Source organism: Streptomyces sp. NPDC007157 (assembly GCF_040634235.1).
Lineage (GTDB): Bacteria > Actinomycetota > Actinomycetes > Streptomycetales > Streptomycetaceae > Streptomyces.
The window spans coordinates 396,587-421,472 of record NZ_JBEYFE010000004.1; the positions used below are offsets into that span (position 1 = coordinate 396,587).

Annotated in this window: 22 protein-coding genes and 1 pseudogene; 8 read left to right on the forward strand and 15 right to left on the reverse strand. The window is 70.1% G+C overall.

What is annotated here, in order from left to right; genetic code table 11:
* Window positions 1-12 precede the first annotated feature (12 nt).
* Together ABZ642_RS09710 and ABZ642_RS09715 are read right to left on the reverse strand one after the other, a co-directional pair.
* Window positions 13-681, reverse strand: coding sequence for a nitroreductase (locus ABZ642_RS09710; protein ID WP_360479854.1), 669 nt, complete (start codon window positions 679-681; stop codon window positions 13-15).
* A 218-nt stretch (window positions 682-899) separates the two neighbouring features.
* Complete coding sequence (locus ABZ642_RS09715) at window positions 900-1,394, reverse strand: MarR family transcriptional regulator (RefSeq protein ID WP_360479857.1); 495 nt, start codon at window positions 1,392-1,394, stop codon at window positions 900-902.
* Window positions 1,395-1,680: 286 nt separating this feature from the next.
* Here ABZ642_RS09715 and ABZ642_RS09720 point away from each other — a divergent pair, with 286 nt between their 5' ends.
* Entirely contained in the window at window positions 1,681-2,184 is a 504-nt protein-coding gene (locus tag ABZ642_RS09720) for an SsgA family sporulation/cell division regulator (protein WP_360479860.1), read from the forward strand.
* Window positions 2,185-2,632: 448 nt separating this feature from the next.
* Entirely contained in the window at window positions 2,633-5,365 is a 2,733-nt protein-coding gene (locus tag ABZ642_RS09725) for an AAA family ATPase (protein WP_360479863.1), read from the forward strand.
* A 98-nt stretch (window positions 5,366-5,463) separates the two neighbouring features.
* On the opposite strand, the gene ABZ642_RS09730 is transcribed toward ABZ642_RS09725, so the two are convergent.
* The 7 genes from ABZ642_RS09730 to ABZ642_RS09760 form a co-directional block, all read right to left on the reverse strand.
* On the reverse strand, window positions 5,464-6,690 hold the full coding sequence (locus ABZ642_RS09730; protein ID WP_360479866.1) for a hypothetical protein: 1,227 nt from the start codon (window positions 6,688-6,690) through the stop codon (window positions 5,464-5,466).
* A gap of 146 nt (window positions 6,691-6,836) precedes the next feature.
* A complete protein-coding gene (locus ABZ642_RS09735) occupies window positions 6,837-7,625 on the reverse strand; it encodes an enoyl-CoA hydratase/isomerase family protein (protein WP_360479869.1) in 789 nt (262 codons plus the stop codon).
* A gap of 34 nt (window positions 7,626-7,659) precedes the next feature.
* The gene (locus tag ABZ642_RS09740; protein WP_360479872.1) at window positions 7,660-8,553 is read right to left on the reverse strand and encodes an alpha/beta hydrolase; all 894 of its coding nucleotides are present in this window, start codon (window positions 8,551-8,553) and stop codon (window positions 7,660-7,662) included.
* 60 nt (window positions 8,554-8,613) lie between these two features.
* Window positions 8,614-9,798: an alpha/beta fold hydrolase gene (locus ABZ642_RS09745; protein ID WP_360479874.1), complete on the reverse strand. Its 1,185-nt coding sequence runs from the start codon at window positions 9,796-9,798 to the stop codon at window positions 8,614-8,616.
* An 8-nt stretch (window positions 9,799-9,806) separates the two neighbouring features.
* Window positions 9,807-10,535 carry a flavin reductase family protein gene (locus tag ABZ642_RS09750; RefSeq protein WP_360479877.1) on the reverse strand — a complete coding sequence of 243 codons (729 nt, stop codon included), beginning with the start codon at window positions 10,533-10,535 and terminating at the stop codon, window positions 9,807-9,809.
* Window positions 10,536-10,864: 329 nt separating this feature from the next.
* Complete coding sequence (locus tag ABZ642_RS09755; protein WP_360479880.1) at window positions 10,865-11,377, reverse strand: hypothetical protein; 513 nt, start codon at window positions 11,375-11,377, stop codon at window positions 10,865-10,867.
* A gap of 56 nt (window positions 11,378-11,433) precedes the next feature.
* A complete protein-coding gene (locus ABZ642_RS09760) occupies window positions 11,434-12,291 on the reverse strand; it encodes an MBL fold metallo-hydrolase (RefSeq protein WP_360479883.1) in 858 nt (285 codons plus the stop codon).
* 273 nt (window positions 12,292-12,564) lie between these two features.
* On the opposite strand from ABZ642_RS09760, the gene ABZ642_RS09765 reads away from it, so the two are divergent.
* The gene (locus ABZ642_RS09765) at window positions 12,565-13,413 is read left to right on the forward strand and encodes an MBL fold metallo-hydrolase (RefSeq protein WP_360479886.1); all 849 of its coding nucleotides are present in this window, start codon (window positions 12,565-12,567) and stop codon (window positions 13,411-13,413) included.
* 177 nt (window positions 13,414-13,590) lie between these two features.
* Window positions 13,591-14,196 carry a CGNR zinc finger domain-containing protein gene (locus ABZ642_RS09770; RefSeq protein ID WP_360479889.1) on the forward strand — a complete coding sequence of 202 codons (606 nt, stop codon included), beginning with the start codon at window positions 13,591-13,593 and terminating at the stop codon, window positions 14,194-14,196.
* A 173-nt stretch (window positions 14,197-14,369) separates the two neighbouring features.
* Here ABZ642_RS09770 and ABZ642_RS09775 read toward each other — a convergent pair whose 3' ends face one another.
* Window positions 14,370-14,543, reverse strand: coding sequence for a hypothetical protein (locus ABZ642_RS09775; RefSeq protein WP_293996021.1), 174 nt, complete (start codon window positions 14,541-14,543; stop codon window positions 14,370-14,372).
* A 407-nt stretch (window positions 14,544-14,950) separates the two neighbouring features.
* On the opposite strand from ABZ642_RS09775, the gene ABZ642_RS09780 reads away from it, so the two are divergent.
* On the forward strand, window positions 14,951-15,112 hold the full coding sequence (locus ABZ642_RS09780) for a hypothetical protein (RefSeq protein WP_360480225.1): 162 nt from the start codon (window positions 14,951-14,953) through the stop codon (window positions 15,110-15,112).
* On the opposite strand, the pseudogene ABZ642_RS09785 reads toward ABZ642_RS09780, so the two are convergent.
* Window positions 15,109-15,621 (reverse strand): annotated as a pseudogene (locus ABZ642_RS09785) (TIGR00730 family Rossman fold protein); the annotation flags it as partial. The gene ABZ642_RS09780 and the pseudogene ABZ642_RS09785 overlap by 4 nt on opposite strands.
* Window positions 15,622-16,166: 545 nt before the next feature.
* Between ABZ642_RS09785 and ABZ642_RS09790 the strand changes: the two are divergent.
* Window positions 16,167-18,437: a M4 family metallopeptidase gene (locus ABZ642_RS09790; RefSeq protein WP_360479893.1), complete on the forward strand. Its 2,271-nt coding sequence runs from the start codon at window positions 16,167-16,169 to the stop codon at window positions 18,435-18,437.
* Between the two features lie 134 nt (window positions 18,438-18,571).
* On the opposite strand, the gene ABZ642_RS09795 is transcribed toward ABZ642_RS09790, so the two are convergent.
* The 3 genes from ABZ642_RS09795 to ABZ642_RS09805 form a co-directional block, all read right to left on the reverse strand.
* A complete protein-coding gene (locus tag ABZ642_RS09795; protein ID WP_360479896.1) occupies window positions 18,572-19,684 on the reverse strand; it encodes an acyltransferase in 1,113 nt (370 codons plus the stop codon).
* Between the two features lie 276 nt (window positions 19,685-19,960).
* Window positions 19,961-20,521 (reverse strand): hypothetical protein, encoded by a 561-nt coding sequence (locus tag ABZ642_RS09800; RefSeq protein ID WP_360479899.1) that lies wholly within the window; start codon window positions 20,519-20,521, stop codon window positions 19,961-19,963.
* A 132-nt stretch (window positions 20,522-20,653) separates the two neighbouring features.
* A complete protein-coding gene (locus ABZ642_RS09805; protein WP_360479902.1) occupies window positions 20,654-21,148 on the reverse strand; it encodes a MarR family winged helix-turn-helix transcriptional regulator in 495 nt (164 codons plus the stop codon).
* Window positions 21,149-21,448: 300 nt separating this feature from the next.
* On the opposite strand from ABZ642_RS09805, the gene ABZ642_RS09810 reads away from it, so the two are divergent.
* Window positions 21,449-22,867: a lamin tail domain-containing protein gene (locus ABZ642_RS09810; protein WP_360479905.1), complete on the forward strand. Its 1,419-nt coding sequence runs from the start codon at window positions 21,449-21,451 to the stop codon at window positions 22,865-22,867.
* A 168-nt stretch (window positions 22,868-23,035) separates the two neighbouring features.
* Window positions 23,036-24,121, forward strand: a complete 1,086-nt coding sequence (locus tag ABZ642_RS09815) for a hypothetical protein (RefSeq protein ID WP_360479908.1) — start codon at window positions 23,036-23,038, stop codon at window positions 24,119-24,121.
* Between the two features lie 30 nt (window positions 24,122-24,151).
* Here ABZ642_RS09815 and ABZ642_RS09820 read toward each other — a convergent pair whose 3' ends face one another.
* Window positions 24,152-24,814, reverse strand: coding sequence for a helix-turn-helix domain-containing protein (locus tag ABZ642_RS09820; RefSeq protein ID WP_360479911.1), 663 nt, complete (start codon window positions 24,812-24,814; stop codon window positions 24,152-24,154).
* Window positions 24,815-24,886 lie beyond the last annotated feature (72 nt).

The following is a 24,886-nucleotide window of genomic DNA, read 5'->3' on the forward strand; positions in this document are numbered from 1 at the left end:
ACGCCGACGGTGTCAGCAACCCTCGACGAACGTCACCGTCTCCGCGAGCGGCGCTCGGCCGATGCGGGGCTGGCTCGCCGTAACGTCCTCGTGCCCGATCGACATGCCGCAGAAGAGAAGGAGGTCATCCGGGGGCGACAGGACCTCCGCGACGGTCCTGTGGTACTTGGCCCAGGCCATCTGCGTGCAGCTGTGCAGCCCTTCGGCGCGGAGCAGCAGCATCACGGACTGCAGGTACATGCCCACGTCGGACCACTGGGGTCGGCCCAGACCGCGGTCGATGTAGCAGAACAGGGCGGCGGGTGCCCCGAAGCAGTCCCAGTTCGCGGCAGCGGCCCGCTGCCGCGCCTCCAGGTCCGCACGCGGAATGCCGAGTGCGCCGTAGCGCTGCTCGCCGAAGGCGGATCGGCGCTCCTGGTAGGGACTCATGAGCACCGGGGGGTACTGCTCGTACTCCGGCTCGTCCCAGGGGTCGCCCGCGGCTATGCGCTCACCGGCGCGCTTCTTGAGCTCGGCCAGTGGCCGGCCGGTCAGCACGTAGGCGTGCCACGGCTGGAGGTTCGATCCGGACGGCGCCCACGCCGCGGCGGACAGCACGCGCTCCAGCACCTCCCGTGGGACTTGCTGGTCGGTGAATTCCCGTACAGCGCGCCGACTCGTGACCGCTTCATAGACATTCATGATCGCCTGCACCCCTTCTCCGTCCGACACGCCTGCAACCGTCGCGTTATAGACAGTATCAGTTAATACCATCTCGGGCGAGAGGGGTGGCGCATATGGGGGGAGGGGCGGTGGGTGTGCTCCGTGCCGCGGGTTGGTGCGGGCGCTTCGGTCCCGACGGCGATGACGCGCCCGGAGTCCGTCCGGGCTTTGGTCGGCCGCCGGGCGTGCGTGCGTGCTTACGCGTCGCCTTCCGCGGGATGGGCGAACCGGGTCAGCAATCCGGTCAACTGCTCGCGCTCGTCCGGTCCGAGGCCGGTGACCAGACGCTCGGCCAGCGGCTCCGCCGCCACATGCGCCGCGTCGAACAACTCGACACCCCGGGGCGTGATCTCCACCGCCCTCACCCGCCGGTCACCCGGCACCGCCTTGCGCACGGCCAGCCCCATGCGCTCCAGGTCGTCCACGACCCGCATGATCCCCGCCTTGTCCGAGCCCGTCGCCGGCCCCAGGTCCCGCTGCACCGTGGGCCCGCGGTCGACCAGCACCAGAAGCACCGCGAAATGCCGCAACTCGATACCGAGCGGGCGGAGCGCCTCCGTCATCACCCCCGCCGCCCGCCAGTGCGCCCGCCGCAGGAGGAGGGCGAGGGCGAAGGGCGACGTGTCCCCGGGGCGGTCGGTCGCACGCGAGCCGGTCGGAGGGGTGGCTCTGTGGGGAATGTGGATGGTCACGAGGTCACATTACAGCCATATGTGCATTCGATACGGTTTCACTTGAAACTGAGTGTGCACCGCGCTCTGGAGCTGGGCTCCCGCGGCGACACCGACACCTCGCCCGGCCTGGCACGTCCGCTGACGGTCACTTGACTGATGCATCAGGTCTCGGCCGGTCCCAGGCTCGTAACGACCCGATCTACCGGAGCAGGTGAGGACCTTCCGAATCAGCCGTTGGCCCATTCGCGGCTCTGTGGGCGCCGACCGGTAGCCGTCGTGGCGGGAAGACGAGAGAGGACGAATCATGAGTGGGAAGGTCTTCGGCACCGATGATGAGCCCGGGTGTGCTCACAAAGATCGCAGACGCCGGCAGGATGGCCACGCGGAGTGGGACATCCAGCGTGATCCGGTGACGTGTCGGACGGTTGTGGCGCTTCTCGAAGAGGATGTGCCTCTGCCGGTCGCAACAGATCTCCGATATGACAGCACGGAGCCGTATTCCATAGTCATGGCATTCAATGCGGGCACCGATCTGGTCATCGAGTGGGAACTTGGACGCGAGCTCCTGGCTTCCGGCCGGCGGCGGCTCTCCGGTTTCGGTGATATTCAGATCTGGCCCACCGAAATCCGCGGTCACGAGTTGGTCTACATGTCGTTCAGGTCGGGCTGGGAAACCTTTGTGGTAGCCGCGTCGGCGGTAGTGATCGACGAATTCCTGGAACGCACCTTCGAGGTCGTGTCCCTTGGAGGGGAGAGGAGCTTTCTGGGTATCGAGAGTTTCGTCAGCCAGGTTTCGGACGAAGCGTGACGTCCTACCTTGTGCGCTTCTCAGGACCACTTTGCCCGTTCTTCGCCCCCGTCGGGATCATGCTCGGCAGAGTCGCGGGTCCGCCCGGAATCGACCGAGACTCGCCGTCAGGTGTGCTGTTACGAGAGTCGTTCGACTGATGGTTGAGCCCGCCCTACGAGGGTCGTCGCACCTCACGAGTAGCATGATGGTCGCAACGACGCCTCGATGGAGAGAAGCTTCACGTGCTGTGCCCCATGCCTGCTGTGCCGACGAGCGGACGACCGGCCCTGCTTGAGCGTCCCGTCGCCACGGTCAACGCAAGCACCGCACGCGGGCACCGCCGGACGGCGGCGGGCTTCGTCTTCGTAAGGCCCCCTCAGGCCCGCACGCTCACGGTCACACCGGGCGTACGCGTCGGGACGGGGCTGTCGGGGACCCCGCAGAGGGCGGGATCCGTACGGGTTCGATGATCGGGCGGGACAAGGAGCTGCGCACCCTGCGCGGCCTGCTCGCGGACGCTGCGGCTGGGCACGGCAGCGCGCTGCTGGTGCACGGCGCTGCCGGCGTCGGCAAGTCGGCTCTGTTGCGCACGGTCGGGGCCGAGGCCGGCGAAAGCGGCTTCAAGGTGCTGCGGACATCTGGGGTGGAGCCCGAGCAGTGGCTGCCGTTCGCCGCGCTGCAGATGCTGCTGCAACCGGTCGCCCGTGGCATGGAGGACCTGTCGGCTCCGCACCGGTCGGCGCTGAGCGGAGCCTTCAGCGCCAGGGACACCGAGCCCGAGATCTACCGGGTCGGACTGGCCGTGCTTGAACTGCTCGCCGACGCGGCCAACCAGCAGCCGCTCCTGCTGCTGGTCGACGACCTGCAGTGGATCGATTCCTCCAGTCGGGACGTGCTCAAGTTCGTTTCCCGGCGCACCCGCGACCACGCCATACAGGTGATCGCTGCGGCCCGGGTCCAGTACTCCGACTCGTACGTGCTCCTGGACCTCCCCCTGGAGCCGCTCGGCCGGCCGGCCGCCGCCGAATTGCTCGATGCCGGCACGCCCGATCTCCCGGCGACGTTGCGGGCGCTCATCCTGGAGCGTGCCGCGGGTAATCCGCTGGCCCTGGTGGAGCTGCCCAAGGCCGTGCAGGGCGGGACCGCGCAGATGGACGACCTGCCGCTGACCCAGCGGCTGGAGGACGCGTTCTCCGCGCGTACCGATTCGGTGAGCCGGGAGTGCAGGACGTTGCTCCTGGTCCTTGCCGCCGAGCCGGCCGCGCCCCTCAACCTGCTGCTCGACGTGTCGAGTCGCCTCTGTGGCTCCGCGGTCTCCGTCGACGCGGTGCAGGAGGCGGTCGACGCGGATCTGGTCACCCTGGTCGGCTACAGCGCGGAGTTTCGCCATCCGCTGATGCGCACGGCGATCTACACCCACGCCACGCTCGCCGATCGGCTGGCCACTCACCGTGCCCTGGCATCGGTGATGGAGGACACCCCCGAGCGCCAACTCGCCCACGAGGCGGCGGCCACGATCGGGCCGGACGAGGAGCTGGCCGCCCGGCTCGAGCGGTTCGCCGACGCGTCGCAGACGCGAGGGAAGGTGGCGGCCGCCGTCCCTGCGCTGCGTCAGGCGGCCGACCTTGTCCTCGACGCTCAGCGCCGGACCGGCATCCTGGTCCGGGCGGCCGAGCTGTCCAGCGAGATCAACCACCGCATCAGCGTCCAGATGCTGCTGGACCGCACCGACATGAGCGTGCTGGGCCGGGTCGAGCGGGCTCGCCTCATGGTGGTGTCCGACAATTGCGCAATCGAACCCGGCGCGCCCGAGCGACGGATCCAGGACATGGTCACCGCGGCGGCCGGAGCGTTCGACGCAGGAGCCCGGGACGTCGCGGAGAACCTGTTGTGGCGAGCCAGCGCACGATGCTTCTTCCAGGACGGCGACGCGCAGGTGCGTGCCGAGGCCGCGGCAGAACTGGATCGATGGAACCCTGACCCGGACGCCCCCCATGTCCTGGCGGTGCGGGCGTACACCGAACCGTACCGGCACGGAGCTGACGTGATCGCGCGGCTCGACGCCATCGGAGCAGACCCCGAAGACGGCCGGATCCTGCATTTTCTCGGCAGCGGTGCCATGGTCATCGGCGACGTCAGCCGCGCCGTTCAGTACCTTGCGATGGCCGCCGCGGCATGGCGGTCGCAGGGCCGACTCGGGCTGCTCGCCCGCTCGCTGGCCACCAGCTGGCCACAGGTGTACCTCGGTCGGCTCGAGCGAGCTCGCGAGGAGTCCGCCGAGGGGCTCGCCCTGGCCGAGGAGACCGAGGAGTGGATCGTCTGGCTGGGGCTGAAGGCCACGGCCGGCCTGGTGGCGGCGCTGCGCGGAGAAACCGAGCAAGCAGCGCGGATGATCCGCGAACTACGCACGCACAGCCTGTTCCCGGGCATGCCGTTCGTCACCGTGATGGCGCAGCAGACCGACGGCCTGCTCGCTCTCTTCGACGGCCGCGCCATGGAGGCCTACGACATCCTCTCGCGGGCGTTCGATCCCGGTGACCCGCACTACCACTCGGTGAGCCGCTGGCTGCTCGCGCCGGACCTGGCGGACGCCGCAGTGGCCGCGGGCACCGTGAAGCAGGCCCGGGACCTGCTGGCCGACCTTCCGGAGCTGGCCGGACGGCTCCCTTCGGAAATGATGGTGGTGGCGCACGCCTACACCGACGCGGTGCTGGCTCCGGACGACACCGCGGAGGAGCGCTACGCCGCGGCGCTTGCCGCACTGCCGGCCGAATGGACGCCGGCGCGGGCCCGGCTGCATCTGCACCAGGGCCGCTGGTTGCGCCGCCAACGCCGCAACGTGGACGCTCGGCAGCCGCTTCGACTCGCCCGCGACGAGTTCGACCGGGTCGGCGCGCAGCCCTGGGCCGAGATGGCGCGCGAGCAACTGCGTGCCACCGGCGAGTCGAGTGGGCGACGGCGCGCGAACACCGGCGAGCAGCTGTCTGCCCAGGAAATGCAGATAGCCGTGCTGGCGTCCCAGGGGCTGAGCAACCGGGAAATCGGCCAGCGCCTGTTCATCTCGCACCGCACCGTCGGAGCGCACCTGTACCGCATCTATCCACGCCTAGGCATCACCGGCCGGGGCAAGCTCGCCGCCGCACTGGCCGCGCTTCACGACGGACAGCCCACGTCCGACGTCTTCGACGGCCCGGAGTGACTTTCCGGCTCGGAGGGCGGGTACGGCCGTGCCGGTTTCGAATTCCATGGGGCCGGCCGACCGAGTGAGGCTTGTCGGTGTTCCTTGTCGAGCCGCGGTCAGGCAGAGCTTTCAACGATCGCGACGGACGCCTTCTGCGGCACGGCGAACGGCGGGTGCCATGCGGTGTCGTCGCCTGGCGCGGCGTGACCTGCGGCGGTGCCGTCGCCTGGCCCGGCGTGACCTGCGGCGGTGCCGGCCCGGTGGGTCGCGGGTGTGTCGTCGGCTGTCGCGTCGGCGGACAGGTGCGGGGCCGGGGCGGTCTGGGGCTGGGGCTGGGGTTGGGGCGGCGTGGGGGCCGCCGGGCCCTGTTCGGTGGTGCGGAAGGCCAGCAGGACCGCGGAACCCGCGGCCCACAGGATGAGTGTCGCCAGCGGGGCGAGGACGTGCGAGCCCTGGAAGTAGCTGAGGTCGGCGATGGCGCGGACGGCGGCGCCGGGCGGCAGCAGCTCCGACAGGGGCCGCGCTCCGCCGGGCAGGAGGTTGGTGCCGATGGTTGCGCCGCTGGTGGAGTTGCCGACGGTCAGCAGCAGCAGGGTGGCGAGGGGGATACCGAGCGGGCCGACGTAGGTGGCCAGCATTTTCGTGGTGAACGCGGCGGCGGCGGCCAGCAGGGCCAGAACGAAGGCGAGAGGGAGGAACGACGCGGGGACGGCGCCGAGGATGGGACCGGCGATGGCGGCGGCGACCAGGCCCGACGCCGCGGCGAAGGCGGCCAGCAGGGTGAAGCGGTGCCGAAGGTGGAGCAGGCTGCGGAGGCCCACGACGTTCTGAGCGAGGGCGAAGCCGGAGAGGGTCACCCCGAAGGAGACGTAGAACCCGGCCAGCCCGCGGGAGTCGTACCGGTCGAGCGGAACGACGTCGGAGACGCTGAGGTGCCGGTCGGCGCCGTGGGCGTACGCGGTGACGAGTTTGGTGACCGCGGTGGTCGTCGACAGGCCGTTCGCGCTCGCGACGTCGAGTTTCAGGCCCTTGCCGTGAGAGCCGGTGCCCACCACGGCCACGACGTCGTGGTGGCGCAGCGCGTCACGTGCCTCGGTGGTGGAGTCGGCACGCCGGGTCTCGATCGCGTCACCCAGGGCCTTCTGGAGCTTGTTCGCGAGCTGGGGGTCCGTGACCGCTACGGGGATCCGGTGGGGCTGGGGGTCGCGCATGAACCCGATGTAGCAGCTGACGAATGCCGAGACGATGACCAGACCGATCAGGAACGGCTGCAGCCAGACGCGGACCGGAGGCCGTGACCTGCGATGGGGGTGGGGCTGGGAATGCACTCCGGGTTTCTCCATGACTGGTGGGTGATCGGTCTGTGGTGATCGGTCTGGTTGGTGGTCGACGGTGGTGGGACTGTTCGGGGTGCCCCCGTTCCCCGGGACCGGTGCCGCACGGGCGGGCGCGGTTGCCGGCGGGGGCGGGCCCGGGCCAGGGGGCGCGGTCAGCGGCCCTGAAAGTCGACGGCGGGCCGGGGCTGCTGTGCCTTGAAGGCCTTGACGGCGGAGGCGAGGCCCTTGGTGACGTCGTCGGTTTCGAACAACGGCATGGCGATGTCGAACATCGCCTCGTCCGCGGCGGCGACCCCGCCGACGGCCCAGGCACGCAGCAGGGCCTTGTGCGCGGCGTAGGCACGGGTGGGGCCCTTGGCAGCCTTGCGGGCGAAGGCGGTCGCCTCGGCCAGCAGGGCGTCGTCGGCAACGACCCGGTTGACGACACCGGCGTCCGCCATGACGGCGGCGGACACCTGCTCCGAGGTGAGCGCCCATTCCGCGGCGCGGGCCCGGCCCGCACGTTCGGCGACCCGGTAGATCCCGCCGAGCAGGGTGACGATGCCCAGGGTCTGCTCGGGGTGACCGAAACGCGCCGTCTCGCCGGCGAAGATCACGTCGGCGCGGAGTGCGAGTTCCAGACCGCCGCCGAAGCACAGCCCGTGGACGGCGGCGATTACCGGCAGCGGGAGCCGTTCGAGCTGGTTGAAGACCTGCATGTAGCGCTCGAAGAGGGTCCGCAGTTCGCGTGCGTCCGTATCCGGCCAGTCGACGATGTCACCGCCGAAGCTGAAGTCCGGGCCCTCGGCGCGCACCAGGACCGCGCGGGCGTCGCTGTGGCCGATCGCCTCCAGCGCTTCGGCGAGGTCGGTGGCCATCCGCGGGTCGATGCGGTTCTGCGGCGGGTTGTCCAGGACCAGCGTGGCGAGGCCGTCGTCGATGGAGTGGGTCAGATGGGGCATGGGGGTCGTCCTTGCGCTCTGTCGGGGGCGTAGGTCAGGAGAGGTGCAGTCGGAACCAGTCGAGGGCGGCGGCGCTCGCCCGGTCGAACTCGGTGGTGTACGGGTCGAAGTGGCCGCCGGGGATCAGTTGCAGCCGCTTGGGCTCCAGGGCCTGTTCGAAAGCTGCGAGCCCCGTGTCGGTGAGGGTCACGGTGTCGTTCGCGGCGACGACCATGAGCAGCGGCGTGGGGGAGACCCGGGTCACCCAGGCCCCGGGCTCGTACATGCGGGCCAGCCGGTTGGAGCGGACCGTGACCTCGTTGCTCCACACACCCCGCGGTACGGGCTGGAGGTAGAAGTCGATGGCTTCCCGCGTCCGGTAGGAGGCGGGCACGGCCGGGTCGTCGCCGACGACGGCCTGGGTGCGGGGGGCCTCGCCGCGGGCCTGGGCGCGCTCGTCCTCGTCGAAGGCGGCCTCCACCTGCGCGACCGCCTCCGGCGCGACGCGTCGCCGCCCCTGCTCGAAGCCGCTGATGGTCGGCACCTGGGAGACCACGGCGCGCAGCCGGCGATCGGTGGCGCCCAGCACGATGGCGTGGCCGCCGGCGTAGCTGGTACCCCACAGGCCGATCCGGTCGGCGTCCACCTCGGGCCGGCTCTCCAGAAAGGAGATGGCGCGGCGCCAGTCGGCGATCTGCCGCCAGGGGTCGATGTCCTGCCGGGGAAGGCCGTCGCTGGCGCCGAAGGCGCGGTGGTCGTGCAGCAGGACGACGAAGCCGGCCTCGGCGAAGGCCCGCGCGAAGGGCTCCAGGCCGTGCTCCCTGACCCCGGCGTAGCCGTGGGCCATGGTGATCGCCGGGTGGGGGCCGGGACCGTCCGGCAGGAAGAGCCAGCCGCGCAGGGTGACTCCGCCGTCGGCGTGGAACGCGACATCCTCGCGCTGGATCATGGAACAACCTCCTCGGCGCGGTGAGGGTCGGGCCCCGACCGCAATGACGGGAACAGGGGCTCAGCCCTGGTGGAAGTACTCGGCGTCGAGCACGCCGTTCAGCCTGCGACCCAGTTCGGCGGAGAACCGGTGGAGGGCGCCGAGCGGCCGGTGGTGGATGGCCGCTCGCGCGATCTGCCCGTCCGCGTTCTTCGTCAGGATCGTCACGCCGTCGATCCGCGTGCCGCCGAACGCGGTGGCCTGCCACTCCACGTAGGTGCGGTCCCCGCTGACGGTCTCCTGGGTGAAGACCAGTGAGTCGTAGATCGTGCTCGCTGCGGCCAGCACGTTCTTGACCTGGTCACGGCCGTTGACGGTACGGGTGAGCGCGCTGGCCTGCAGCGTCACATCGGCGGCGAACACGTCGCCGAACGCGTCGGCCGACTTCTCCTCGAAGGCGTTGGTCCAGCCCGATGCGCGCACCGCGGGCAGTGCGCGGGCCAGGAAGCGGTCGAGGTGCGCCGCGACGCGGGCCGGCTGCTCCAGGTGGGCCCAGTGCCCGGCCTGGCCGACCGCCACCGTCTCGGGCGCGGCAAACCGCGGCGCGACCCCCTGGGCGACCAGTTCGTCGGTGACGAAGCCGTCGTCCTCGCCGCGCACAATGAGCACGGGCCCCGTGTACCGGCTGGGCTGCTCGCCCGCCGGGTGCCCGTTGTTCCAGCAGTCGGCGGCCTCCCGCACGGTCTCGGGGCGCATCCGCGTGCCGCTCACCACCAGCCGGTCCAGGTCCGCCGCCGCCAGCGCGACCGACAACCGCGTCCTGACCGCGCGCTGCGCGTCGCCGTCGCCACCCAGGGAACGGAAGGTGTCCATCACCTCGTCGGGCTGCCGGGTCCCGGCCAGCGGGACCGGGGCGACCAGCACCAGACCGCGAGCCCGGTCGGGGCGCTGCGCTGCCGTCAGCTCGGCCACCGCCGACCCCATGCTCTGACCGACGATCACGAAGGGCTTGCCGAGGGCGTCGGTCACGGCGCCCACCTCGTCGGCGAACCGGTCGTAGGTGAACGGCCCGCTCGCTTGCGTGCGGTCCCCGCTCCCGGCCAGGTCGAGGGTGACGCATTCGATGCCGGGGGTGGTGAGTTCGCCGATCAGGCCGTCCCAGACGTACTGGTCGTCCAGGAAGCCGTGGACGAACACCACAGCGAAGTCTCCCTCGCTCCACCGCCGGAACCGCACATCGGTCGTTCCGATGCGTTCTGTCCTCATCACTGTGCTCACTTTCCGGGGGCGACCCTGACCTCCCCCGAGGGGGACCACTCCTCGGTGTTGATCGGCGACCAGTCGGCGGGTCGTCCGTCCAGGCGCTGCATCCGCAGGCCGTGCCGGGCTTCGAGCAGTTCCTTGTCCAGGGGAGTGGTGAAGACGTTCTCGACCAGGGTGTACTCGGCGGCCAGGCGTCCCACCGCAGGGAGGGCGGCGGTATCGATACGGCCGCGCTCCAGGTAGAGATCGTCCCGGACGTGGAAGCGCACCACCCGGCCCCACACCACGTGGTCCACCATGTCGTCCCCGACGGGGATGATCCGGTCGACCACGCACTCGAACGAGATCGGCGCGTCCTTGACCCGGGGTGCGCGCACGACCTCGGACGGCTCCTTGCCCAGATTCAGGGCCTCGAACTCGTCCACGTCCGGCTCGAACCCGTACGCCGAACCGTGCATGGCGTCCGCCTGCGGCAGCGTCACCAGGTTGGTGACGAACTCACCGGTGTCACGGATGTTGACGAAGGTGTCCTTCAGCGTGACGCCGTCCGCCTGCGGCTGCAGGGTGATCGACACCATGGGCGGCTTCCGACCGACGGCGGTGAAGAAGGAGATCGGCGCGAGATTGGCCACGCCCTCGGTCGACACCGTGCTCACCCAGGCGACGGCGCGCGGAATGATGCTTCCGATCAGCAGTTTGTAGGCGTGGGCGGCGTCGAGCTCCGCAGCGTCAATGATCATCGTCGGACCTCCATCGGTGGGAACACGGCATGGGGACGGCGCCGAACGCCGAACGGCCACTGCCGGGAGAGTGGCTCAGGGACGGTGCCGCAGGTGGGGGAGGGCACTGCACCTTGAGATCCCATGAGACATAAGCGTATGCCTGTTGGTTATGTCGAACAAGATGGGGCCTTATGGCATATTTCACCATCAATGGGCGAGTGCGGGTGTAGCTGTGGCGTGGTTGCCCCGGGTGAACGTGCGGCAGGGGCCCGGCTCGGCGGGCTTGAGCAGGGCGGCGCATCTCGTCGTTCCCCCCTGTCGCGCGCGGCACGTACCGTCCGCAACTGTCACGGGGTCAGTTGCGGGGGCACCTCTCCGCCGAGCAGCCTGACCAACTCGGCGAGGTGGGCGTCGAGTTCGCGGCCGACGCCGGTGATGCGCGGGTCGCCGTAGCTGGCGAACAGCAGGCTCGGCTGGTCGATGGCGAATTTCGTGTCGCCGTCGGAGTCGTTGTAGAGAAGGGCTCGCAGGGGGGCGTGGAGCATGACCGAAGGGTCGTAGCGGTACATGCGTTCGGCGATGGTGTGGTTGCCCATCAGATACTGGGTGGCCCTCCAGTCGGACACCGAACCCGTCATCACGGCGGTGATATCGCTGCGGTAGTAGCGCATGAAGGCGTGCGGAGCGTTGGTCTCGGCCAGTTCGAGCGTGGCCTGCCAGGAGGTCATGCCGTGGAAGCGGTCGAGATCGATCTCGGGGACGAGGGCTTCGTAGTGCTCGCGGGCCGCTTCGTAGGGAGCCGGCAGCGCCACGACGAGACGCCGGGCGGTGTGGTCGACGATGCCGGTGCGCGTGATCATGTGGAACACCTCCGGGAAAAGGGGACCGGGCACTCCCGAGACGCCGGTCTTCCTGGTCACTTCCCCAGCAGCCCGACCGCTCCGTACCAGAGCGGACCGGGGTTGAGCAGGTCCGGGTGGAGCCGCGTCATCCGGTCGAAGAACTCGCGGGCGGTCGGGTTCTCGTCCAGCAGCCGGATGACGTCCAGCAGGTACTGCCGGGTTCGGTCGAGAATGGCGGGATCATCCGGCAGGTCTTTGTTCTTGTGGCCGGCCACGACCGTGCGCGGCTCGAGCGCGGCGACGCGGTCGATGGCCGCCAGCCATTTCTCCAGGCCGCCGTTGCCGCCTTCGAGGATGTACTGGTGCACCCCGTTGTAGGCGACGTCGCCGGCCACTATGAGGCCGATGGACGGTACGTGCAGCACGGACGTCCCGTCGGTGTCCGTGTGCCCGACCTCGACGGCCTGGACGAGGTTGCCCTCCAGCCGGAATCCCTCGGCGGGAATGGGCTGTGCCAGAACCGGGCTGTCGGGGATCAGGCCGGGAAAGACCCTGTCCCACATCTGCTCGCGCCCCTCGGTGGCCTGCTGGTGCATGACCTCGATGGTGTCGTGGGTCGCGAAGGCGGTGGCGCCGCGGAATCGCTTGACGAGTTCCGCGGTGCCGAACCAGTGATCGCCGTGCCCGTGGGTGGAGTAGATGTGGGTCAGGTGTCTGCCGGACCGCTCGACCCAGTCGCCGACCTGCTCGGTCTGTTCGCGGGTGAAGGGCGGATCGACCAGGAGGGCGTCCTCTTCCCCGAAGATCAGCGTCGAGGTCAGCGGTGAGGAAACGAGTCGATCGCCGTTCGGTAGACGTGCCTCGCCGGCCCGGGGAGTCCCGTCCGAGACGAGGGTCTCGTACGCGAGAGGGCTGGGTGCGGATGCGGTCATGATGGCTCCTCTCCGAGGGGTGACGTGCGGACCGCGCGGTCGGCCGGCCACGCCCCCGCGGGGTCGGACCGCTTGCGCAGTGAACCGAATACCCGCGCGACAAACCTGCGCAACGGCAACCGTTCGACAGAACCAATCATGTATTGACTCTGTTGTCGAGTCGGGCTACCTTCGGCCGGAGAAGTACGGCAGCAAGGCAGCATCCCCAGGTACCCCCATGGCTGATCGGATACAGCCCTCTCGCCGCCGCCTCTGAGTCGCAAGGGAATGATCATGACCGGAGCGCAACTGACCTGGAACGTCCACGTGGCGCCGTCGATCCCCACCGAGATCACGGACCTGCCGCCCGACGTCCCCCAGCGCATGTGGTCGCCCATCACGGCCACGCTGATCACCGGCGAGCGCGACGCGGTGCTGGTGGACGCGCTGATGACGGCCGAGCAGGCCGACCGGCTGGCCGACTGGGTCGCGGCGAGCGGCAGGAACCTCACCACGGTCTTCGTGACCCACGGGCACGGTGACCACTGGTTCGGGCTGGGCACTCTCCTCGAACGCTTCCCGGGGGCGCGCGCGGTGGCGACGCCGCCGGTTGTGGAGCAGATGAAGAAGCAGATGGCGCCGGAGTTCGTCGCGTCGTTCTGGGACAAGCGCTTCCCCGGCCAGATCCCGGAGAAGCTCGTGGCCGCGGAGCCACTGACCGGCGATCGGCTGGAGCTGGAGGGCCACGACCTCGTCGTCGTGGGACTCGGGCACACGGACACCGACGACACCACCTGCCTGCACGCGCCGTCCATCGGCCTGGTCGTGGCCGGAGACGCCGTCTACAACGATGTTCACCTCTACCTCGCCGAATCGCCCGCCGAGGGCCGCCAGGCCTGGGTGGACGCGCTCGACACCATCGCCGCGCTGGAGCCGGAAGCGGTGGTCGCGGGACACAAGAACCCCGACCGTCCTGACGACCCGAGGACGATCGCCGAGACCCGGCGCTACATCCGCGACTTCGAGGCGGTCGCCGAACGCTCCACGACCACTCTCGACCTCTACCGCGGCATGTTGGAACTGCACCCCGGTCGGATCAACGCGGGCGCGCTGTGGGGCTCGGCGAGGTCCGCCAAAGGCTGAGCGACCGGCAGTGACCCGTGCGAGCGGCCCGGCCTGCATGGACGGACGCACCTGGCCCTGCGCCGGACTCGGGGAGGCCGGCACTCGTCATGCGCGGAGTTACACTCAAAAAAAGGTAATAAGTGAATAGGCTATGGGTATGTTGCCGTAGCTGCCGCCACCGAAAGAGATCCGCAAATGTCCTGGACCGCGACAGACCGATACGGCCTGGAGCCCGCCCCCGGCGGGCTGGCCTTCGTACAGGACCTGCTCAACACCCGGCCCGCCGGCAAGCCCCGCAAGCCCGACCTTCTGCAGACCGTGGAAGACGCTCGCATCTGGCTCGACGAGGCACTGAAGAGCTGGAGCGGCGTGACCCGGCGACCCGCCCCCGGCATCGAGCTGACAGCCGAAGACGTGCAGCACCTCCTCGACTTCAGGCAAGACCTGCGCCAGAGTCTCCACGGCCGGCTCGGCGACTCGGCAGCGGAACCCGGCCCGGCGGCTTCACTGATGACCTTGCCCACAGCACTGCGGCTCGACGAGCAGGGCGCCATCCACGCCGTACCCCGCGGCACGGGATGGCGGCAGGTGGCGTCACTCGCCCTCATCGAGGTCTACCAGGCGCAACTCACCGATACCCTCCGCCGCCTGAAGTCCTGCCGCAACACACGCTGCATGACAGCCTTCTACGACCGCTCCCGCAACAACAGCGGCGTCTGGCACGACGTCCACGTCTGCGGAAACGCGGCCAACCTGCGCAACTCGCGTGCGCGCAAACGGGCCGACGCCGACCACGTCTGACTCCCCCCGACGTCACAGGAATCGGCGGCCCTCGACCTCCTGCCTCTACGACCTCCGGCCTCGCGAGCCCGGAGCGTGACCTCACCCGCGGCGCCTTCGAGTGGCACACGGCCCGCCGCAGACGTGGGCGCGGCGGCGGGGTGCCGCCGCGCCCACGGTCGTGGAACGCGCGGTCAGCGCCGCCTCCGGTACGACCAGCCGGTGCCGATTCCCGCCACGTGGAGAGCCAGGGCGGTCAGGCCCAGCAGCATCACGTTCGTGGAGGTGAAGGTGTCATTGGTGCTGATGTCCGCCGCGTTGATCAGAAAGGCGATGAAGAACAACACTGCCGCAACGATGCCGGGCATGACCAGGCTCCTCTCAATGGGGTGAATCCCGTATGCCCACACATCGCCTCCACAAGCCCGTCGCCGGGTAACCACGAGGAGCGGCCCGTCCCGATCCTGCGGCTCCGGGCGTCGCGGCAGGGGTTTTGTGCGTCACGGAGACCCAGACCTGGGTTCGTGGAGCCACGCATGCGGAAGTCGGACCACGGCAGTTGTGGTGAGAGGCATGGCCCGGAACCCACTCACGTCCCAGCGGTCCGGGCTTCGGCCCCCTCGCTGCTCTCACCACGGCGGCGGTGCTGGTCCCCACCGCCTACGCCGCACCCGGCCTCACCGGCCGCCGCGGGATCCGCCAGGTGAGGATGTGGTGGAGGGCTGCTCCGAGGGTCGCGCCGAGGACCGGGGCGGTCAGGTAGATGGCGAGGTCGGTGGTGTACCCGACAGGGGTGGCGCTCGGTCCGCAGCGGCGTACGGCGGCCGTCGACTGGGCACGCTCCGTCGGCGGCCTGGTCCTGGAGGACGACTACGCGGCACCTTCCGACAGCGCGTGGGCCGGCGCGCTGGACGCACTGTGCGCGGTGATGCCCTAGGACAGGGCTCGGGAGCCCTCGGCGCGCGGCGTTCCGGCCGGGTGTTGTTCGAACGGCCTGTCCAGGAGGGCGAGTGCCTCGGTGCCCGTGGCGGCGACGAGCACCAACGCCGACAGCGGCAGGGGCAGGAAGCCCTCCTCGTCCATGCGCCGTAGCTGGGCCAGCAGCCCGTCGTAGAAGCCCGCGATGTTCAGCAGCACCACGGGCTTGTCGTACAGGCCGTGCTTCCTCAGCTCCAGGACCTCGGTCACCTCGTCCAGGGTTCCCACACCGCCGGGCAGGGCCACGACGGCATCGGACATGGCCGGCAGCCGCGCCTTCCGCTCGGGGAGATCCTGGGCGACAACCATGTCCTCGGCGTCCTTCCTGGCCCAGTCCCGGAGGAAGCTGCCCGAGACCCCGGACAGCCGCCCACCCGACGCCCGGACCGCGTCGGCGACGACCTTCATCAGCCCGGCGTCGTTCCCGCCCCACACCAGCGTGTGACCGCCTTTCCCGAGCAGCTCCGCCGGTGCCAGTGGACCATTTCCGTGTCGGAAAACCGGACCACTTCGCCGTCAGGACCTCGGCAGTCCGGAATCCTGCCCACCGGAGCCGCGTCCAACTGGTCTCCACGACGGCCCGCCTTCGAAGGCGGGCCGATCCGTATTCGCCGGGCTTCGCGGTCGGGCTTCGCGGTCGGGGTTCTCGATCGGGCTTCTCCGGTGGGTGGAGTCCCGGCGGCAGTACGACCGGAAAGCGTTGTCGCGGTGCGCGAAACCCTAGCTCGCAACCACCAGTTCAAGCCGTTGTTCTGATGCGCTCATGACAGTCTCGTGCGGCGGGTGCCAATCTGATCTCCGGAAGTTCACCGCCCACTCACAGGCACCTCACGTAATACCCACATCTCATTTCCCACGTCACCGGCACGCCCGAGCAGACGTCACTCCGTCGCCCCGTGCCCATTCGGCTCTCTCTCCCCCCCCCGCACCCGCGCCCCGCCGGACGGCTCGACCCAGCCGACCCGCTCTCCCGGGCTCCACCGAGTCCGACCACCCCACAGAAGGAGAACGCCATGTTCCGGCAGGACCGTCACCATCGCCGTGTCAGACACGGTGTCGCCCTGGCGCTGACCGCCGCCACCACCCTGGTCGCGGCCGGCCTCCAGCACGGCACCGCCCTGGCCGCGGCCGGCGAACCCGCCCCCGCCAAGATCCTGGCCACTCCCAGAGCCGGCGCGGCCCCCGCACCTCTCTCACCGGCGAAGCGCACCGCACTGCTCAAGAGCGCCGCGGCCGACGCCCCCGGCACCGCGAAGACCCTCGGCCTGGGCGCCGGCGAGAAACTCGTCGTCAAGGACGTCACCCAGGACGCCGACGGTACGACGCACACCCGCTACGAACGCACCTACGCGGGCCTGCCCGTCCTCGGCGGTGACCTGGTCGTGCACGAGAACGGCGGCCGCCTCACCGTGTCGAAGGCCACGAAGGCGGCTCTCGCGATCCCCTCCACCAAGGCGAAGATCTCCGCCGCCACGGCGAAGGCCCAGGCGCTCAGCACCGCCGCGAAGGCCGGCGCCGAGCAGCCCAAGGCCGACGGCACCCCCCGTCTCGTCGTCTGGGCCGCCTCCGGCCGACCCGCCCTGGCCTGGGAGTCCGTCGTCGGAGGCGTCCAGGACGACGGCACGCCCAACGAACTCCACGTGATCACCGACGCGGCGTCCGGCAAGCAGCTCTTCCACTATCAGGGAGTCGAAACCGGCACCGGCACCGGGCAGTTCGACGGGACCGTGCCCCTCGGCACCACACTCTCCGGCTCGACCTACCAACTCGTCGACGGCGACCGTGCCGGACACCGCACCTACGACCTGAACCAGGGCACCTCAGGCACCGGCACCCTCTTCACCGACGACAACGATGTCTGGGGCGACGGGACCGCGGCCAACCGGCAGACCGCGGGTGTGGACGTGGCCTTCGGCGCGGCTGCCACCTGGGACTTCTACAAGAACGTCTTCGGCCGCAACGGCATCCGCAACGACGGCGTCGCCGCCTACAGCCGCGCCCACTACGGCAACAACTACGTCAACGCCTTCTGGCAGGACAGCTGCTTCTGCATGACCTACGGCGACGGCTCAGGCAACACCCACCCGCTCACCGCGCTCGACGTGGCTGCCCACGAGATGAGCCACGGCGTCACCGCCGCCACCGCGGGCCTCACCTACTCCGGCGAGTCGGGCGGCCTGAACGAGGCGACCTCCGACATCTTCGCCGCCGCCGTCGAGTTCTACGAGAACCTGCCCGCCGACGTCCCGGACTACCTGGTCGGGGAGAAGATCGACATCAACGGCGACGGCACCCCGCTGCGTTACATGGACAAGCCCTCCAAGGACGGCGCGTCCAGCGACTACTGGAGTTCGTCACTGGGCGGACTCGACGTGCACTACTCCTCGGGCCCGGCCAACCACTTCTTCTACCTGCTCTCCGAGGGCAGCGGAGCGAAGACCGTCAACGGGGTCGACTACGACAGCCCCACCTACGACGGCCGGCCGGTGACGGGCATCGGCATCGACAACGCCCGCCAGGTCTGGTACCGGGCACTCACCACCTACATGACGTCGAGCACCGACTACGCGGGCGCCCGCACCGCCACCCTCCAGGCCGCGGCCGACCTCTTCGGGGCCTACAGCCCCTCCTACCTCGCCGTCGCCGACGCGTGGGCGGCGATCAACGTCGGCAACCGGATCGCACTCGGCGTCAACGTGGCACCGATCGCGGACCAGATCAGCGGTGTCGGGCAGGCGGTGTCCCTCCAGACGGACGCGTACACCACGAACTCCGGCGCGGGCCTGACGTACACCGCGACCGGCCTGCCGGACGGACTGACCATCAGCGACACGGGCCTGATATCCGGCACCCCCACCACCCTCGGGACCAGTGACGTCACGGTCACGGTCACCGACGACACGGGTGCCTCCGCCACCGAGCACTTCTCCTGGCAGGTGGCCTACGTCTACGCCAACGCCACCCGGGTCGACATCCCCGACAACGGCGCCGCGGTGGAGTCCCCGGTCACCGTCACCGGCCGCACCGGGAACGCCTCGGCCACCACCCAGGTCTACGTCAAGATCATCCACACCTACCGGGGCGACCTGACCGTCGACCTCGTCGGCCCCGACGGCACCGCCTACTCCCTCCTGAACCGCAGCGGCGGCTCCGCCGACAACGTCGACCAGACGTTCACCGTCGACGCCTCCGCACAGCCCCTGACCGGTACCTGGAAGCTCCGGGTGCAGGACCGGGCCGCGATCGACGTCGGCTACATCGAGCAGTGGCGGCTCGTTCCCTGAGCCCCGTCGTCCCCACCGGGCGGAGCCGTTGTCCCGGACGCCCACCGCGTCCTGGGACAACGGCTCCCGCTCCGGCGCCGGACCCGCCAGGGCACCCCGGCCAGGTGGTCGCCGGCCGGAGTCAGCCGCCTCGTTCATGCACGTGGGCGCCTCACTCGGCGCTCCGGCGGGCGGCACCGTGCTGGAGCGATCAGGGTCTTCCAGGACCTGTTCCGTTTGAAGGGCATCTCGAAGAACTGGGCGAACAGCCATGCCCCGAGCACCGAAACCGGCAGGGCCACGGCAAGCGTGAACCAGAACGTCGGCAGGCCGGGAGAGACGAAATGCGGGGCGACGCGGCGAATCACGACCATGACGATCGGCAGATGAATCAGGTAGAGGCTGTAGGAGAAGTCACCGAGCCTGCGGACCGGTCGGGTGGTCAGGAGCCGTAGGAGCGGGGCGGGCCTGCCGGTGGCCACCGCGGCGAGCAGCATGGTCATGGCGGGAGCGATGGCCAGGTCGATCCAGAAGTAGTGGTGCACCGTCCACACGGAACCCTTGACGGCGCCGAGAGCCAGGACGGGCAGAGCGGCCAGGACGGCGAACCAGCCCCAGGGCAGGCGCCGAACGCGCTCTCGCGCGGCGACGACCCCCGCGCCGATCACCCCCGCGACGAACACGGGCGCGAGGTGGGGCGCGAGCCAGTTGTCGCCCTCCACCGGATTCGTGCCCGGTGCCGTCAGGCCGAGGGCGATCACCGGAAGCGCCACGCACGCGGCCAGCACCACCGCGCTCGACCGCCGCCGGACAAGGAGGAGCAGGGGAAAGAGGAGGTAGAGCTCGGCCTCCACCCCTATCGACCAGAACGCGCCGTTCGGTGTGGGCGCGGTGATCATGTCCTGGGCGACGAGTCCGAACACCAGGACGGTCTTGCCGGTAGGCGGTCCGAAGTGCGAGGCCGGCACCACGAACAGGGAGATCATCAGGCTCATCGCCAGCGCGGCCCAGTACGGCGGCAGGATCCGCCAGGCACGCCGGCGCAGGAACTGGGCGAGGCCGCCCGACCGCCAGCCGTGCCGCGCCGGGGAGATGGCCAGGGAGAAGCCGGACAGCACCAGGAAGAAGACGACGGCCAGGCGCCCGAACATCAGCCCCTCCAGCCACGGGGGTGCCGAACTGTCGGGGTAGCCGGGGAAGGTGTACAACCAGCAGTGAAACAGCACCACATACAAGGCGGCCAGGCCGCGCAGGCCGTCCAGGCCCACCACTTGTGCGTGGACGCGGGCTCCGCCCGCCGTCTCCTCCTGCCCTGCCGGGGCCGGGGCGGCCGGTTCGAGAGTGCTGCCGGCCGGACGGCTCAGGTCCGTGGAAATCGTTCAACCCCCTTCTCCGTGCGGCGGCGTTTGCCGCCGAGCCGGTTCCCTGGCGGTGCGCCGGGCGGCACAGGGCCACCACAGAGACTTGGTACGTGGCGTCCGGCTGAGAAGTTCAGCGCGGGAGGCGGCCGGTCCTCATGGCCGGCAACATCGGAGCTGTGGGCGTCAGCCCGTCTGGGCGGCCTTCTGTCCGGACGGGGCGACGGCGTACCACTGCGCGTCCTTCCCCTGGCCGTTCGCCTGTTCGGCGCCGGTGTCGCCGCTGTACCGGTAGAGCGGCCACCCGGCGAGGGTGAGCTGTTTCATGCCGTTCCGGTGCACCGTGCCGAGAAGGTTCTTCTCGACTCCCGAGGTCTGTACGGAGTCCCCCACGATGACCGGCAGCCAGGTCTTCGTGCAGGCGCCGGAGCAGGTCCATTTGGAGGGATCCGACTCGTCCTTGTCGTAGCGGTAGAGGGTCATCCCCTTGTCGTCGGCGACCACGGTGCCGACGCCGTTCAGCGCCTCGGCCGCCACCCCGGTGGTGAGGGCCGAGGACCCGGTCCCGGAGCCGCCGCTGTCGGCCGCCGCCGAGGTGGCCGGTGCGGAGACCGCGGAATCCGACGCGGCCGGGGTCACCGGCGCGGCGCTGTCGGAGCCGTCGCCGTTCGAGGAGCCGCACGCCCCCAGCAGGAGCGGGGCGGCGAGCCCTACGGCAAGGCTCAGGACGATGCGTCGCAGGATCAAGGAGTTGCCCTTCTGAAGGAGTCGCAGCCACTTGCTCCCTTGGTACGTCGCCCGACTCCCGCGTTCTCAGCCGGGGACACGAGATGACGCAGTCTTGACCATCGCCGTGCCCGGCGACGGCGGCCCGCGCGGTCACGCCGGCGGCGCGGTGCCGTTCGTGCCGGTGAGGTTGTCCTCGATACGCGCCAGGAACCGCATGGCCTGCCGGTACTCCTCGTCGGTGAATCCCGCGGCGGTGACCGCCTCCAGGTCGCGCCAGGCCTGCAGCACCCGGTCGCGCAGCGCCCTTCCGGCGCGGGTGGTGTTCACCAGGACCGACCGGCGGTCGGTGGGGGAGGGGCTGCGGCTGACGAATCCGGACTGCTCAAGGCGTTGCAGCATCTTGGTGACGGTGGACGGATCGAGCCCCAGCGTCCTGATGAGGTCGGCCTGGCGCTGCTCGCCCCGTTCCCAGAGCCGCATCATCAGGAGCTCCTGCCCGGGGTGGAGGCCGGTCTCGCGCAGCAGGTGGCCCGCCGTGATCCGGTGCGCCCGGGCGGCACGGAAGAGGACCTCGCTCATCGGAGCGTCGGCGACGGCCGGGACCGCGTCGTCCCTGCCCTGGACCGATTCGGACGCTGGCGGCATGGCTGCTCTTCCTCCCTGCGCGGCGAACGGGTCGCCCGTCGTGGAATCGTCTCACCCCGCCGGCCTGCCGGGGGCGTCACCCGGTCGCGGCCTCGCGGGTGCGCCGCCGGTGGCGGCGCGCCTTCACGCGGTCGCCGCAGCGCGGCCCTGCCGATGGCTGCCGACCGGCGCGGCCACCCGGCGCGATCTTGGTGATTCGCCCACCGTTCATAACGGCCTCACCTGGGTGAGGGGAGCCGTTCGGGCCACGTCGGAAAAGTCCTGGCGGCCTGTCACAACGGAACCCCAGGGACGTATTTCGTGACCGAATCACGCGTTCGCCGGTGGCGTCGTAGCCTCCGTGTTCTGCTCGTCGCCGTCGCCGGCCCGACGCTCGCCGTCGGCGCCCTGACCGCGTCCCCCGCCCACGCGGCGGCGGCCGACGACATCCGCATCAACGAGGTGGTGACCACAGGGGACGTCAACGACTCGGTGGAGCTCTACAACAAGGGCACCGCCTCGGTGGACCTCTCCGGCTGGATCCTCAAGGACGACAACAACAGTTCCAAGTACGCGATAGCCGCCGGGACCACGCTCGCCGCCGGCGGCTTCGTGGCCTTCGACGTGCACAACGCCTTCGGTCTGGGTTCCGACGACGAGGCCCGCCTCTACCTGGCCGACGGCACCACTCTCGTGGACAGCTTCAGCTGGAGCGAGCACTCCGACCCGTCGTGGTCGCGCTGCCCCGACGGCACCGGCGCCTTCGGCTCGGCCGCGGTCACCCTCGGCGCCGCCAACGACTGTGGATCCGGCGGCGTTTCGGCGACGGCCTGGCCGGGCGGCAGCTCCGTCGCGACCGCCGACACCAAGAACGCCTTCGGCTCCGACCTGAGCGGCCTCTACCAGGAGGGGAGCGTGATGTGGGCGGCGCAGAACAGCGGCAAGCTGTGGCGGCTGGTCCCGAACGGCTCCACCGCCTGGAAGGCCGACACCAGCAACGGCTGGACCTCCGGCAAGACCCTCAAGTTCCCCGGCGGCTCCGGCACGCCCGACGACGAGGGCGTCACGCTGACCGGCTCCGGAGCCGGCGGGGGCGTCTACGTGGCGAGTGAGCGCAACGCGGACTCGTCCGGCACCAGCCGCCTGTCCGTCCTGAAGTACGACGTGAGCGGCACCGCCACCACGCTCACCGCCGCCACCGAGTGGAACCTGACCTCGGACCTGCCGTCCGTGGGCTCCAACCTCGGCCTGGAGGCCATCACCTGGGTTCCGGACGCCACCCTGACCGCCGCCGGGTTCAAGGACGCCTCCACCGGCGCGGCCTACAACCCGGCGAACTACGGCTCGCACACCGGCGGCGTGTTCTTCGTCGGCGTCGAGGGCACCGGCATGATCTACGGCTACGTCCTCAAGGACGGCGGCACCTTCACCCGTGTCGCGTCGCTCAGCAGCGGCATGGCCGGCGTGATGGAACTCCAGTGGGAGCCGCAGGCCTCCCGCCTGTGGGCGGTCTGTGACGACACCTGTGACGGCCAGCACCGGACCATGAAGATCAACGCGTCCGGTGTCTTCGCCACCACGGCGATCTACAACCGCCCGTCCGGCATGGACAACCTCAACAACGAGGGCTTCGCCGTCTCCGGCTCGGACGCGTGCAGCAGCGGCACCAAGCCCGTGTACTGGTCCGACGACAGCAACGACAGCGGCCACGCCCTGCGCAGGGGCACGATCACCTGCTGACCCTGCCGACGCGCCGGTATCCCGCTGTATCGTACGCGCGGCACCTCACGCACCACTGGAAAAAAGCGTCAACTCCCGTACCGGCACGTCGACTTCACCGACGTGCCGGTTCCTTTCGCCGCCCCCACCGGAGGAACCGTGGCAACCAGCCGCCCCTGCCGTTCTCGTGTGCCGCTGACCCGACGCAGATCCCTCGCCCTGACGGCCGCCCTGGCCGCCGTCTGCTGCGCCACCCTCACCCACCCCACCCCGGCCCGTGCCGACGCGGCCGCCGACCGTGCCGCCCTCGCCCAGTGGTGGGCCCCCGTCAACTTCCAGGACGTCGACTCCACCGGCGAGACCGCGCTCGGCGGCAAGTCCGACTACATCACGTCCTACGACTACGACGGGGACCTCAACGGCCGCGACAACTGGGAGAACACCGGCCAGTTCGCGCTCGCGGCGCATGTCTACTACTCGGTCGTCCAGACCCCGTCCTTCTCGTACCTGCTCTACACGTACTTCCATCCGCGCGACTGGTCGGACGGCGTCCTCGACAACTACCAGGAGGACCTGACCGAGCACGAGAACGACGCCGAGGGCGTTCTCGTCGTCGTGGCCAACGACGGCTCCGCGCATGGCCAGTTGAAGGCCGCCATCACCGTCGCGCACAGCAACTTCTACTCCTGGGTGCCCGCGGGCAGCGACTTCACCGGCGGGCAGGAGAGCGTCGACGGCACCCTGAAGCTCCAGGGCGACCCGCACGACGACGGCCACGGACGTCCGTTCACCACCCAGCAGCCCAACACCCATGCCGCGTGGGCCGAGGGCTACCTGTCCAAGGAGCGCGACCAGTACGCGAGCGGAGACGGCATCGTCTACTACCCCGGCTCCACCGCCGAGGTACCGTCCGGATCCAACGACCGTGACGTGCAGTACACGCTGACCGACGTCTTCGCCTCGAACGGCATGTGGGCGAACCGCACGCTGACCTCGCTGTTCGCGACCACCAACAACTTCGCCGGGGACGACAGCTCCAACCCCTACGGTGCCAAGTGCGGCGCCGGCGGGGTCCTCGGCCCGGCCAACGGCGCCTGCGACACCGACGCGGCCAACCCGCCCTGGGCCTGGGACGACGGCGACGACCTGCCCGGCCGGGGCTACCTCGCCACCAACCCCGCCGAACTCGTCTGGGACTACTTCGACTGGTCCGGCAAGCCCTCCTCGCCCGACCTCGCCTACACCTGGGACCAGTACAACGGCATCACTTCGTGACGAGGGGCCGCGGCACTCCGCCGTGAGCGGTCAGGGCGTACCGGTGAGGTTCTCCATCAACCGGTACGCCTGCTCCAGGGACAGCGGCGGCGCCGGCAGCGGATGGGCGGCCGTCGTGCGCAGGCCGTCGAGCGTGAACGCGACACCCCGGCGCCAGGCGTCGGGCGCGGTGTCCTTGACGGCGCGGGCCAGCAGGGCGTTGGTGCCGAAGACGAACAGCAGGTCCTCGTGGGCGAAGTCCGGCCGTAGGGTGCCGGCCCGCTGGGCGCGGTCGATGATCTGCGCGGCGGCGGCGTAGGTGCGCTCGCACACGGCCATCAGACGGGCGGCGTCCGGATAGCGGCCGGTGACCACGTCGCCGATCGCGGGGTCGGTGACCTGCAGTTCGCAGATCGTCTCGACGTAGTACGCGAAACCGTCCCAGGCGTCGTCGTGGGCCAGCGCCTGCCGGGCCGTCTCGGTCAGCCGGCCGGCGACCAGTTCGGTGACCACCTCGTCGATGAGCGCCTCGCGGGTGCCGAACAGGTTGTAGAGCGTGCCGTGACTCACGCCCGCCCGGCGGGCGATCTCCTTCAGGGGTGCCTGGAGGCCGCGTTCCTGGAAGAGCTCGGCCGCCGCCGTCCGCAGCTTCTCCGCGTTGCGTTGCGCGTCGGCCCGCATCCGGTGTGCCTCCTCGTGTGTTCGGGCGTCCATGGTCCCATCCTTCGACCGGCATAACTTGACCCATGGGTCAAGTTATGTGTTACCGTCGGCGGAGAACTTGAC